Origin of the sequence: Dongia soli (assembly GCF_034044715.1) — a bacterium.
GTDB lineage: Bacteria > Pseudomonadota > Alphaproteobacteria > Dongiales > Dongiaceae > Dongia_B > Dongia_B soli.
The window spans coordinates 819,980-833,296 of sequence record NZ_JAXCLW010000001.1 but is presented as its reverse complement, the minus strand read 5'-3'; the positions used below and the strand labels follow the sequence as shown (position 1 = coordinate 833,296).

Below are 13,317 nucleotides of genomic sequence, written 5' to 3'. Positions count from 1 at the left end.
GTGACGACAGCAAATAGTTTCTCGCTACGCTTTTGGGGCGTGCGCGGTTCGCTGTCCTGTCCAGGGCCGGATTACACGCGGTATGGCGGGAACACTTCTTGCCTCGAAGTGCGTTGCGGTCCCCATCTGCTGATTTTTGACGGTGGCAGCGGCTTGCGCCCGCTGGGCCAGCATCTCATGGCGCAATGCTCCCAACAGGGGCCGGTCACCGCCGACCTGTTCTTCACCCATACGCATCTCGACCATATGGTCGGCGTGCCGTTCTTCGCGCCGCTCTTTCAGAAGGACAGCGTCATCCGCCTCTGGGCCGGCCATCTCGCGCCGCCGCTCAATCTACACGATGCTCTGTGCGGCATGATGGTGGAACCGCTCTTCCCCGTGCCGCCTGATATTTTCGTTTCCAATCCCAGCTACCACGATTTTCGTGCCGGCGAGACCTTGCAGCTCCATCCGGGTTTGCAAATCCGCACGACACCGCTCAACCACCCCAACGGGGCTACCGGCTATCGCATCGAATGGCAGGGCAAGTCGATTTGCTACATCACGGATTGCGAACATCGCATCGGCCACCACGACCAGAGAGTCATCGACTTCATCCGCGGTACCGAGATCTTCATCTACGACAGCACCTACACAGATGACGAATTTCCCGCTCATGCCGGCTGGGGTCATTCCACCTGGCAGGAAGGCGCGCGTCTGGCGGAGCTGGCGGGTGTTCGCAACTTCGTTCTTTTCCACCACGATCCCAGCCATGATGACGCGACGATGGACAGTATCGCACGTGAGGCCGAAGCACAGCGGCCCGGGACCTTGGTGGCCCAGGAAGGCATGATCCTGACACCCTGATCATTGCCGCCGGCCTCCGGCGGCGTGCGGCAAGGGTTACAGGCTTCCGATATAGACGATCATTTTCTGCCGCAGGGTGCGTTCGTCAGCGCGGCCCGGCCCTGAAATCGCCGGCACCGTTTAAAGAAGCGTTTCCTGCACCGCTTCCTTGACCGGTTCCGACATCACGGCTGCCGGCAAGGTGACCCGAACGATGGTTCCCCGGCCGGGTTCGCTGTCGATGGTCAGCGTGCCGCCGTGATGCTCGGTCAGGGCCTTCACGATGGGCAAGCCCAGACCGGTCCCGTCATGCTTGCGGGTCAGGGAATTGTCGACCTGGCCGAAGGCGGCCAAGACCTTCGGGATATCCACTTTGGCAATGCCGATGCCGGTGTCGCGCACGGTGATGGCGACGAAAGCTACCTCGATATTGTTCTTGCCGGCCTTGCCGCTGTCGAGCGGCTCCACCTTCAGATGGATGCTGCCGCCCGCGGGGGTGAACTTCACCGCATTGCTCAGCAGATTGGTGATGATCTGCAGCGCGGCGCGACGGTCGACAAAAAGATCGGGCGTGCCGGGCGCCACCTCGGCGGATAGCCGCAAGCCGCCAATCGTCGCGCGGTCGCGTACCAGGCGCTGGCAGGTATCCAGCAAATTGCCGGCGGGACAGCGTTCCGGCGATAGCGTATATCGCCCTGCCTCGATCTTGGAGAGATCGAGCAGGTCGTTGATCAGCGACAACAGATGCTGGCCGCTGTCGTGGATGTCGCGGACATAGCCTTCATATTGCTCGGCGCCCAATTTGCCGAATAGCCTTAAGCGCATCACCTCGGAAAATCCGATGATGGCGTTTAAGGGCGTGCGCAATTCATGGCTGATATTGGCGAGGAACTCGGTCTTGGAACGATTGGCGAGCTCGGCCTGGTTCTTCGCTTCGCGCAAGGATTCCTCGGTCCGCATCCGCGCCGTCGCCTCGTGAATGATGCCGATGAACTGCCGCACGCTGCCGTCATCGTCGACCACGGGGCTGATATGCAGGTCGTTCCAGAATAGCTTGCCGTCCTTGCGGTAGTTCTTCAGCGTCACCTGGACCGGCCGGCGCTGCTCGATCGCACGGCGCAGCCGTTCCAGTGTCGCCGGATCGGTGTCGCGTCCTTGCAGGAAGCGGCAATTGCGGCCGATCGCTTCATCGGCGCTGTACCCCGTGATCCGGCAAAAGGCAGCATTGACGAAGGTGATCGGAACGTCCTCACGCATCGCATCGCAGATGATGACGCCGCTGGTGACTGAGGATATGGCGGTCGCCAGCAGCGCATTGCGTTCGGCCAATTCCGTCAGCCGCAATTCCCGGGTCTTGACCGCGGTGATGTCGCTGACGATGCGCAAGGTGCCGCCATCGCCGGAACGCGATTCGATCACCCGCAGCCATTGGCCGTTCGGCCGGCGCATTTCCTGGCGCCAGGGTAGATGGCGGTGACGTTGCATCAGCCCGGCGATAACGGCTTCAGGATCGTTCCGCGTGGCATCCACCTCGGTGCCGTCGCCGCCCGTGATGCCGCGGCGCATGACATCGAACCGCAGCAGATCGTCATAGCTCGCGCCCGGTTTCAGTTCCGCTTCGAATTCGGCATGCAGGTTGCGGTAGACGCTGTTGGTGGCGATGAGCCGGTCCTGGACATCGAAGATCGCGATGCCTTCGGGCAGGTCGGCAATGGTCCGCTCCAGGACAGCGGGGTTGAGCTTGGCTTTCGCGGTGGCCGGTACGGTTGAAATTAATCCCGCCATCCGGGGGGCACCCGCCTCACTCGATGCCCGCGACGCCTGTTGTAGGTCGCGCGGTTGGCTCTCTTCTTCCTGCAATTTGAGCAGATGCTGGACCGCGAGGCAGGCGGGCACATGCAGCAAGCCCAAAAGCAAGGCCGGCAGAATGGTCCAACTGCCGGACGCGGCAAAACCCGTGGCGAGGCACAGAACCGGTAAAGCGGGGAAGAGAGCAGCCAGGCCATAGCGGCCGAGAATGCGGTGCCAAGATAATGGCAGCCAGCGATCGCCATATCCGAGCAGCCAGGCCGGCAGCAGCATGACGATGATGGCCCAGCTCGATAGCCCGGCCAAGGGCAACATGGCCAGCAGCAATAGGATGGAAGCGGGCAAGCCGATGACGCGGTCGTACAGCATGACGGCAAGGATCAGCAAGCCGGCACCATGGGCCGGCAATACCATGGCCCAGGCCCGCATCGCGCCCTGAAGCCCGGCTGCTTCCGCCAGGCTGTCCATGCCGGCCCCACTGGCATGCGGGGCAATAACGGCCAGAGCCGCGGCGGCCGCCCCCAAGGCGATGCCGCACAGGCTGCGGCCGAGACGGCCGTAACCCTCGAGCCGCCGGCCGCCCAGGCTGCGATAGGCAGCGGCGATGCATACCGTGAGGGCCAAATTCAGCGACACAGGCATCGCTGTCAGAAAGGCTGGTATTGCTGCCGTCACTATCCAGAACTGCGCTGTTTCATCAATCATTCATCGCGGCCGGCCGGAAAAGCGGTCGAGCCGAGACTGCGGCGTTTCGTTCCGGATCACGAGCAATCCGGCAACCTCATGGTGCGGGGCTCCACCGTCACCCGACAGCCTGACTGCCGCCAAGATACGGGACAGAGTCCCACTCCGGTTGCGTAACACGATAAAATTAACGGATAATTAGCGAGGTAAAATGACGAATTCGTGATCGCCCGTTATGCGGGCATAGTGGCAAGCGCGGCGGCGTCCCGCAGCCGTCCGGATTCCGTGCTTAGCCAGTCGCGACTGTTCCGCCACAATTGCTCCGTCTGCTTGGCCATGGCGCGGCCGGCGCGCAAGAGATCCGGCCGCCAGTCCTTGCGGCCGGCAAAAGCAATCAATTGGTCGGCGATGGCCGAACCCTGGCGGCCGGCGCTTCGAAGTTGCGCCCAGGCGGTCAGCCGGCCCATGGTTTCGACTGCCTTGGCCAAGTCGGCTGACTCGAGATGGCCACTTGAAGCGAGAATCTTTGCCAGATCGAGCTTGTCGGCTTCCGGCTGCAATTCCCGCAGCGTAAAGCTCTGACCGCTGATTTTAACTGCCCGCAGCAAAGCGGGGCTTACTGCCTGCAGGCGGTTTTCGATCGCGACGATCCGATCGGCTTCGCTGGCGAAATCCGGTTGGTCAAGATGAAGATAGGGAGCCATTGCCGAGCCGGGCTGCTGTTTGAGATCGAGCAGCAGCAGATCGCCCTCGGTGGTGATCGGCCGCCCGGCGCTGCCTTGCGCGACGCGGATCAGCACGCCGAAACGCGGCAATCCCAACGTGCCCAATCCGGCGACCCGCCAAGCGATATCCAGAAGATGCCAGCTGCCCTGGCCGGCCCGTTCCTGGTCCTTCGCCAGACGCTCGACTGTGCGCTCGACGGCGCCCCGCCATTCTGCCGGCACCGGCATGAACTTGCCGACATCCAGGCGCAGGCGCCGGCTGTCCCGTCTGGGGCCGTGATATTGCCCCTCGACGCGGCTGCGCAGCCAGGCGCTGCAGCTTTGCCGGCGCTCGAGATTGGTCATCAGGTTGCCAATCAGGCCGCTGGCCAGACGGTGGTCCAGCCAGAGTGCTTTGCCTTCATGCAAGGCATTGGCATAAGCGGCGAGATAAGCGCGGGCCAAGCGGTCCGCCACCGTGGCGGGCTGGCCCAGCAGCGGCATCGCAAGGTGCAATCCGCTCAAAAACCGCATCAGGTCGCGGCTGGCCGGTCCCAGCGCCCCTTCGTCGAAATCGCCGAGGTCGAAATAGGTCAGCCGATTGTCGCCGCGATAGGTGCCGAAATTTTCAAGATGCAAATCGCCGTTCAGCCAGACGAGCGGGAACTCGTCGAAACCGGTGGGAAAGTCGGCATGAAAGATATGGCCAGCGCCGCGGAAAAAGGCGAAGGGATCCGCCGCCATGCGCTGGTACTTCCGGACCAAGAGTCCGGATGCCCGGCCCGCATCACGTTCGACCAACCGTCGAATCGCAGGTGGTCTATAGGCAGCGTCTATCTCGACCGTCCTCGCTCTACGTGCACGCATCAATAAGCTCTATCCCCCGACAGCGTTCCCGATCGCCCCCTAATAAGACGGCGCCTTTATGCGTGCATCAATATAGCCGCGCTGGCCTTGGCGATGACGACATGATCGGCAGCGCCATGTCGCAGAAAGCTAAAACGTAGCTGCAGCCGCACTACATTCTCTTTCCACGTGTCACGCAGCAATCAGCTCGAAACGATCGACATCGACCAATCCCTTATCGGTGATTTTCAGATGCGGAATCACCGGCAACGGCAGGAAGGCCATTTGCAGGAATGGCTCGGCCAAGGGACAGCCGAGATCGCGGATGCCCTGGCGCAGGCCACGGATCTGTTGCGCCACTGTTTCGAAATTCCGGTCGCTCATCAAGCCGCCGAGGGGCAGGGGCATCTCGGTCACGATACGGCCGCTTTCCGCCGCGGCGAAACCGCCCCCCAGCTCGATCAGCCGGTTGACCGCCACTGCCATATCCGCGTCACTGGCCCCGACCACGCAGATATTATGGCTGTCATGGCCGATCGAGGAAGCCATGGCGCCGCGCGGCAGCTTCAGGCCTTTGACGAAGCCGCGTCCGACCGACCCGATGCCGTTCACGCTTCCGCTCTGCACCCTGGCGCTGCGGCCGTGCCGTTCGATCACGCAGACCTTCAGCACGTCATTGGCGATATCGGGCATGCGCTCGCCGTCGCGATAGGGCAGGGACAACGTGAGGAAGTCGGTCAGCACCTGGCCCTCGCGCAGACCGATCACCGGTCCGCTGGGACCGCCGGCGGGACTGCGGAAGAGATCCGCTTCGACGGGCGCAAGCTTGATCGAGTTGCGTCCGATCGCCTCCGGCATTCGCCGCGCGCCGAAGAGCTCGTCATCGACCAGCCGGCCGGCCGAGATCACGGCATGGATGGCGCAGCTTTCGAGATCGTCGAGCAGGACGATATCGGCACGCTGGCCCGGCGCAATCAATCCGCGATCGCGCAAGCCGAAACTGCGCGCCGCCGACCAGCTGGCCAGGCGATAGACATCGGCCGGCTTGGCGCCGAGCCGGATCGCCTCGCGGATCAAATGATCGATATGGCCTTCCTCGGCGATATCCAGGGGATTGCGGTCATCGGTACAGAAGCCGAGGAACGGCGCTGTCGTCGTGGAGATGATGCTGTGCAAGGCATGCAGGTCCTTGCAGGCGCTCCCCTCGCGGATGAAGACTTGCATCCCCTTGCGCAGCTTCTCCCAGGCCTCATCGGTATTGGTGGTCTCATGGCAATTGCGGATGCCGCAGGCGAGATAGGCGTTAAGGGCGTGGCCGCCGAGCAGCGGCGCATGGCCGTCGATATGCGCATCCCAGAAGGCTTCGATCTTATCCAGGACCTTGGGATCCTTGTGGAGCAGCCCCGGCACATTCATGAATTCGGCGAGACCTAATGTCTTGGGATGATCACGGAAGGGCAGGAGATCGGCGGCGTCCAATCGCCCGCCTGCGGTTTCCAGATGGGTCGCCGGCACGCAGGACGAGAGCTGGACGCGCAGATCCATCGCCGTCTGTTCGGCTGAATCCAGAAAGAATTGCAGTCCGGCGACTCCCAGCACATTGCTGAGCTCATGCGGATCGCAGATCGCCGTGGTGGTGCCGCGCGGCAGGACACAGCGATCGAATTCCGCCGGCGCCACCAGGCTCGATTCGACATGCAGATGGCAGTCGATGAAGCCGGGTACGGCGATCCGGCCCTTGAGATCGATTTCGCGTCGGCCACGATAAGCGTCATAGGTGCCGACAATGCGGTCGCCGCAGATCGCGATGTCGCCGGTTGCGATTTCGCCCGTGACCACATTCAGGAAACGGCCATTCTTCAGGACCAGGTCGGCCTCCATCCGGCCCATGCCCTGGTCGATGATCCGTTCGATGCGCTGGCGCTTTTCGGTCATCGGTCACTCTCCGGCCGGTCGCTCCGGCGTGCTAGACGTCGAAATTCAGTCTAGCATCCGGCGCGCAAAGAACGAAATCCCAGGCTTTGTGCGACCTGTCACTGCCGGGCGAAATATTTGCCGTAGGCGTCCAATGCTTTGGTCCGTTCCTCGATGACACCGGCCCGGCAGGCCGCATAATCCAGGACCTGGCCCTGCCGGCCCCAATCGCCATTGGCATAGAACCGGCAGCTTGTTTCCTTGAAGCTGTTCCACTTTCGCTGCTCTGCCAACAGATCTTGCTTGGTCTGGCCGCCGGCCGCGCCATAGACTCGCTTCCAGGTGGCATTGAGGTTGTCGTCGGCGCGTTTGATGAAGGCAGCGCCGCATTGCGACCAGGCGGCATTGGTGCCGTCCGATTGATCGATGCAGCGGTCGTAGATGTCATCCGCCTTGGCGACAGGGATAGCGGCTCCTTCGGCCAGCCACAGCACGGTCCCTGCCAGAAAAACCGCTGCAATCAATTTCATCATCGATACTGCCTCATACGGTCTGACCTCGGCACTGGTCTGCCGGCCGGCGCGCCGATATGCTTGCACTGTTGCTGACCAATGACACTCAACAAATGAGAATGCCATGAAAGCCGTTCTATTCGAGCAGTTTTGCGAACCGCCCAGCTTGCAGACGGTTCCCGATCCGACGCCGAGCACGAAAGGCGTCGTTGTGAAGGTGGAAGCAACGGGCCTGTGCCGCAGCGATTGGCATGGTTGGATGGGTCATGACCCCGATATCGTGCTCCCCCATGTGCCGGGCCATGAACTGGCGGGTACGATCACCGCGATCGGCAGCGAAGTGAAGAACTGGCGGATCGGCGACCGGGTGACCGTGCCCTTCGTCGCCGGCTGCGGCCATTGCGGCGAATGCCATGCCGGCCATCATCAGGTTTGCGAACATCAGTTCCAGCCCGGCTTCACCGCCTGGGGCTCCTTCGCCGAATATGTCGCGCTGGATTTTGCCGATGCCAATCTCGTGCGCCTGCCGGACAATCTCGATTTCGCCACCGCAGCCAGCCTCGGCTGCCGCTTCGCCACCTCCTTCCGCGCAGTGGTCGATCAGGCGCGGGTCCAGCCGGGGGAATGGGTAGTGGTGCATGGAAGCGGCGGCGTCGGCCTCTCGGCCATCATGATCGCCGCCGCCATGGGTGCCAATGTCATCGCCATCGACATGACCGATGACAAGCTCGCTTTCGCCAAATCAATCGGCGCGGTCGCGACCATCAACGGCAAGGAAACCGGCGATGTGGTCGGGGCGGTGCGCGAGATCACCAAGGGCGGGGCTCATGTCTCGGTCGATGCGCTCGGCCATCCCACCACCTGCTTCAATTCCATCGCCAATCTCCGCCGCCGCGGGCGCCATGTGCAGATCGGCCTGATGCTGGCCGATGAGGCTACGCCGCAGATCCCCATGGCCCAGGTGATCGGCCATGAGCTGGAAATCTATGGCAGCCACGGCATGCAGGCCTATCGCTACGACGCCATGATGAACATGCTGAAAACCGGCAAGCTCGCGCCGCAAAAACTGATCGGCCGCCATATCAGCCTCGATGAAGCGCCGACCGCGCTGATGGAAATGAACAAATTCGGCGGGATCGGAATTACGGTGATTTCGAGGTTCTAACTGAGGTCGTGGCGTGATGCGGAAAGCTACCGCCCCACGCCGACGCGCCGATAGGTCAGCGCCTCGGCAATCTGCGTCTGGCCGATGCTGTCCTTGCCATCGAGATCAGCCAAGGTGCGGGCGACGCGCAGCACGCGGTGATAGCCGCGGGCAGAGAGCTTGAAATTCTCGACGGCGCGGGTCAGCAGGTTGCGGCCGGCCTGGTCGGGTGTGGCGATCTTTTCCAGGATCTCGCCATCGGCCTCGGCATTGGTGGCTGGCGCGCCGACGGCAGCGCCTGTCAGTGCCGCATAGCGTTCGCGTTGCAAGGTGCGGGCCCTGGCGATGCGGGCGGCAACCTCGGCGCTGCCTTCGGCGGGCGGCGGCAGGCTGAGATCGGCGGCGCTGACGGCCGGTACATCGACATGGAGATCGATGCGATCGAGCAGGGGACCTGAGAGTTTCGCCTGATAATCCTGGCCGCAGCGCGGGGCTTTGCCGCAGCCGAGCGTCGGATCGCCAAGATGGCCGCAGCGGCAAGGATTCATCGCCGCCACCAATTGCACGCGCGCCGGATAGGTGACATGGGCATTGGCCCGGGCGATCGAGACGCGGCCGGTCTCCAGAGGCTGGCGCAAAGCTTCCAAGGTGGCGCGCTGGAACTCCGGCAATTCGTCGAGGAAAAGTACGCCCTGATGCGCCAGCGAGATCTCGCCCGGCCGGGCGCGCATCCCGCCGCCGACCAGCGCCGGCAGGGAGGCGGAATGATGCGGATCGCGGAACGGGCGACGGCGCAGCAGTTTGCCCTCGGTCAATTGCCCGGCGAGGCTGTGGATCATGCTGACCTCAAGCGCCTCGGCCGGCTCCAAAGGCGGCAGCAGGCCGGGCAGGCGGGCCGCCAGCATCGATTTGCCGGAACCGGGCGGGCCGATCATCAGCAGGTTGTGCCCGCCGGCCGCCGCCACTTCCAAGGCACGCTTGGCGCTCTCCTGGCCCTTGATGTCACGGAGGTCGAGATCGGGGCCGGCATCCTCGGCGACACGCGGCACCGGAGGCGAGAGGACCTGCGTGCCTTTCAGGTGATTCATCAGCGCGATCAGATTGGGCGGCGCGGTCACTTCGATCTCGCCGGCCCACGCGGCTTCGCCACCTTGCTTCGCCGGGCAGATCAGGCTCATCTCGCTCCGCGCCGCATAGAGGGCTGCCGGCAGCACGCCGGCAACGGGTGCGATCGAGCCATCCAGGCCCAATTCGCCCAGCACCATCTGCTGGGCGACGTCCTCAGCCGAGATCACTCCCATCGCCGCCAGCAAGCCGAGGGCAATCGGCAGATCGAAATGGCTGCCTTCCTTCAGGAGATCCGCTGGTGCGAGATTGACGGTGATGCGCTGGGGCGGCAGCGCGAGGCCGATAGCCACCAAGGCAGCCCGGACCCGCTCGCGGCTCTCGCCCACCGCCTTGTCGGGCAGGCCGACAACGGTGAAAGCCGGCAACCCGCCGGAGACCTGGACTTGCACATCCACCGGCAGGACATCGATGCCTTGGAAGGCGACGGTTCGAACACGGGCCACCATGGTGAGACGCGCGCTATTTCGCTGCCGCTTGGGTCAGCATCGTTCCTGGCTCGGCGAAACGGATCCGCACCATCTGTCTACTTCCTGTGACGATCACCTCGCCAGAAGCTACATCCCCAGGAGGTGAACAACAAGGCGCTTTCGCCAAAGACGAGCTTTATATGCGCCGTTGATGGGGTCATTTGCGCGATGGAAGCGAGAGGTCATGCCAAGGGGCCAAGATGCGGTGATCAGAGCTGCCGCAGATGGATTTCCCCGATGGCGTGATCGGCTCTCTTCTTCAGGATAAGATGAGCTCGCTCCCGCGTCGGCAGGATGTTTTCCCGCAGATTGACGAGATTGATCTCCGCCCAGATCCGTTTCGCCGTCGCCACGGATTCGTCGGGCGACAGATCGCGATAGTGATGGAAGTAGGAGGACGGCTTGCGAAAGGCGGTGCGCTGCAGCAACTGGAAGCGCTCGACATACCAGGATTCGATATCCGCTTCTTCGGCATCGATATAGAGCGAGAAATCGAAGAAGTCGGAAATGATGACGGAAGGGGGCCGCTGTCCTGAACTCGCGGCGCCGCCGGCCTGCAGGACATTCAACCCTTCGAAGATGAGCACATCGGGCTGGCTCACCATCTGCCATTCATCGGGCAGGATGTCATAGGCATGATGTGAATAGACCGGCGCCCGCACCTCCGGCTCGCCGGCTTTGAGGTCGGCGAGGAACTGCACCATGCGCTTCAGGTCATAGCTTTCGGGAAAGCCTTTGCGATGCATCAGGCCGCGCTCCTGCAGCAGCCGGTTGGGATGCAGGAAGCCGTCGGTGGTGACGAGGGCGACGCGCGGATGATCCGGCCAGCGCGCCATCAGAGCCTGAAGGATGCGTGCGAGCGTGCTTTTGCCGACGGCCACGCTGCCGGCGATGGCGATGACATAGGGCCGGCTGCCGGCCAGGCGCCCGAGAAAGGCGTCTTTGGCTCCGCTGAGATTGCGGGCGGCGCGAACCTGCAAGTTCAGCAAGCGGGAGAGGGGCAGGTAGATATCGACGACCTCGCTGAGCGAGGTGCGTTCGTTCAATCCACGCAATATGGAGAGGTCGTGTTCCGACAGGGTCAGCGGCGTGTTGGAGCGCAATTCGGCCCAATCCTCACGCGCGAAACTCAAATATCCCGATAAGGCCACCGGCCCAATCCCCTTTTGCCGATCGAAGACGCAGTCCAGTCGTTTTACTGCGTGACCTTATCGCGCGCCAGGGTTTCGGTGATCATGCGCTGGCAGTTGAGATCCTTCGCGCCGCCAGGCTCGATCAGCGGGATCGGCACTTTTTTGCCGATGGAAATCGCCGGCTGGCGCAATTTCCCTTTGATGATGACCGGGGCATCGATGTCGAGCAGGCTGAAATCCTTGGCATCGGCGACGATCTGCATGTCGACGGTCTGGTTGTTCAGGCCGGTATTGCCTTTGACGTAAAGTACCGATTTCGTCGTATCCAGTGCGGTCTTGTCGAAAGTTGCGATGCCGTCGCGGAAGGCCAGGCGGCCCATCGCGCAATGGATCGGAATGCGGTGGTCCTCGGTAATATAAAGGATGAGGGCATGGCCAATATCGAGGCCGGCCAATTGCACCAGCAGCTCGCTGATCGAGCCGCCGGTCATTGCCATTGCCGCATCGCCATCGGCCGAGCCGAAGACCTTGGCAAGCGACCGCCCATGGCCAGCCAGATCGACACGGCCCTGGACCTTACCCGCGGTGGTGTCGAAATATTTCGAATTGCGGAAGAAGGTCTTGAGATCGAAATCGTTGAAATCGATATTAGCGCTCGCTTTCGGTGTTTCATTGCTGGCATCCAGGCCTAGTTTGCCGGTAAGCCGGCCGCCGGCAACTGCCATGTCCAGCGGATCGACCTCGGCCTTGCCCTTATCGATCTTCACATGGCCCTTCAGCGCCTGGACCGGGATATAAGGTGCCGCCGTCACCTTCCGCGCATCCAGGGTCACGTCCATATCCATCTCTCTTAGCTTCTCGACATGGAGCGGCTGATCGGGAAAGAGATTGCCCTCTTGCTTCGCTTCCTGCGCCTTCTTCTTCTGTTCTGCGGATGCCGTGTTGTTCTTGCCGGTATCGGGCGGGATGCCCACCAGCGGACCGAGATCGTCGAAGTCCAATTGCTTCGAGACGAGATTGGCCTTGAGGAAACTGCGCTTGTCGCGCTTGTCGATTTCGATCGTGCCGCTGAGATCGCTATCGCCGACCTGGCCGGACATATCGGTCATCTTCCAGACGTCCTTGCTGCGGCTCAGTTTACCGCTGAGATGATACGGCGGCGTCGGCGGTGCCGGTATGCCGAGCAGCGGGAAGATTTCCGCCAGATCCGGTCCCTTGAGATCGAGGGTCACATCGGCGCCCTTGAACTGGAAAGGATCCTCGACCTGGCCTTTTAAGGCGAGCTTGGTCTGACCGAAGGAGACATTGAGGTCGACGGGGTAGGGCTGTGTCGTCTCGCGCAATTTGATGACCGAGCCGCCGGTGAAATTGAGCGCCAGCGGCTTTCCTTCCAATGTGCCCTCGAGCTTCAATTCGACCTGCTCGCTGCCCGCCGCCGCACCGAGGGCGGTGTTGACCTTGCCTTTGAGGTCGAGCTTTTTTGGTTTGTCGGTATAGGAAACTTCACCGTCGCGAATGCGCAGGAGGCCGATTACCGGCGCTTCGCTTCGCTCTTCCGGCTTGACGGCATTCGCCGTTGTCACGGCAGCCGGGCTTTGCTCCTTGCTCCAATTCGATTCGCCCTTGGCATTGCGTTCCAAGGCGATTTTCGGTGCGTCGGAGGTGATTTTCGGAATGTCCACCTTGCCCCAGAGCAGCGGCAAGAGACGGATGTCGAGATCGATGGCCTTGGCCTCGAACATATGGGGTGCCTTGCCCCAATCGGTGTTCGAGACCTCCACGTCTTTCAACGTGATATGGGTCGTACGGCCCCAGTGGATGACGAGATCGCCGATTTTCGTTTGCCGGCCACTGGCCTGATTGGCGTGGTTCTCGATTTGAGCCCGGACATAGTCCGAGGTCGCAAAGAGATAGACGCCGCCTGCTGCCAGCACGACCAAAACAAGAAGGCCTCCAAAAACCCAGGCCACGATCTTGAGTGCTTTTGCCATCGGCGCACCTCACGGCGATTGCACATTCCAGGCAACAGCGCTGGGGCGTCCGATGTTCCGACGTTTCTGTCATCCACACATATTCGATGATCGCTGCCGCGGTCACATTTGCGCGTGGTGTCCGGCGAGGACCTGATGGCCTCCGGAGATGCAAAGGCCG

At 62.3% G+C, this 13,317-nt stretch carries 9 protein-coding genes; 2 read left to right on the top strand and 7 right to left on the bottom strand.

The window, feature by feature from the left end; translation table 11 throughout:
• Positions 1 to 846: an MBL fold metallo-hydrolase gene (locus tag SMD27_RS03710; protein ID WP_320506978.1), complete on the top strand. Its 846-nt coding sequence runs from the start codon at positions 1 to 3 to the stop codon at positions 844 to 846.
• Positions 847 to 966: 120 nt separating this feature from the next.
• Here SMD27_RS03710 and SMD27_RS03705 read toward each other — a convergent pair whose 3' ends face one another.
• The 4 genes from SMD27_RS03705 to SMD27_RS03690 form a co-directional block, all read right to left on the bottom strand.
• The gene (locus SMD27_RS03705; protein ID WP_320506977.1) at positions 967 to 3,339 is read right to left on the bottom strand and encodes a sensor histidine kinase; all 2,373 of its coding nucleotides are present in this window, start codon (positions 3,337 to 3,339) and stop codon (positions 967 to 969) included.
• Positions 3,340 to 3,551: 212 nt separating this feature from the next.
• Positions 3,552 to 4,889 (bottom strand): DUF2252 family protein, encoded by a 1,338-nt coding sequence (locus tag SMD27_RS03700; protein WP_320506976.1) that lies wholly within the window; start codon positions 4,887 to 4,889, stop codon positions 3,552 to 3,554.
• Positions 4,890 to 5,060: 171 nt separating this feature from the next.
• Positions 5,061 to 6,803: an adenine deaminase gene (gene ade, locus SMD27_RS03695; RefSeq protein ID WP_320506975.1), complete on the bottom strand. Its 1,743-nt coding sequence runs from the start codon at positions 6,801 to 6,803 to the stop codon at positions 5,061 to 5,063.
• Positions 6,804 to 6,901: 98 nt separating this feature from the next.
• Entirely contained in the window at positions 6,902 to 7,315 is a 414-nt protein-coding gene (locus SMD27_RS03690; protein WP_320506974.1) for a lysozyme inhibitor LprI family protein, read from the bottom strand.
• Between the two features lie 103 nt (positions 7,316 to 7,418).
• On the opposite strand from SMD27_RS03690, the gene SMD27_RS03685 reads away from it, so the two are divergent.
• A complete protein-coding gene (locus tag SMD27_RS03685; RefSeq protein WP_320506973.1) occupies positions 7,419 to 8,459 on the top strand; it encodes a zinc-dependent alcohol dehydrogenase family protein in 1,041 nt (346 codons plus the stop codon).
• Between the two features lie 26 nt (positions 8,460 to 8,485).
• On the opposite strand, the gene SMD27_RS03680 is transcribed toward SMD27_RS03685, so the two are convergent.
• The 3 genes from SMD27_RS03680 to SMD27_RS03670 form a co-directional block, all read right to left on the bottom strand.
• Positions 8,486 to 10,012, bottom strand: coding sequence for a YifB family Mg chelatase-like AAA ATPase (locus tag SMD27_RS03680; protein WP_320506972.1), 1,527 nt, complete (start codon positions 10,010 to 10,012; stop codon positions 8,486 to 8,488).
• A 230-nt stretch (positions 10,013 to 10,242) separates the two neighbouring features.
• Positions 10,243 to 11,184 (bottom strand): type I pantothenate kinase, encoded by a 942-nt coding sequence (coaA, locus tag SMD27_RS03675; RefSeq protein ID WP_320506971.1) that lies wholly within the window; start codon positions 11,182 to 11,184, stop codon positions 10,243 to 10,245.
• A 44-nt stretch (positions 11,185 to 11,228) separates the two neighbouring features.
• On the bottom strand, positions 11,229 to 13,157 hold the full coding sequence (locus SMD27_RS03670) for an AsmA family protein (RefSeq protein ID WP_320506970.1): 1,929 nt from the start codon (positions 13,155 to 13,157) through the stop codon (positions 11,229 to 11,231).
• Positions 13,158 to 13,317 lie beyond the last annotated feature (160 nt).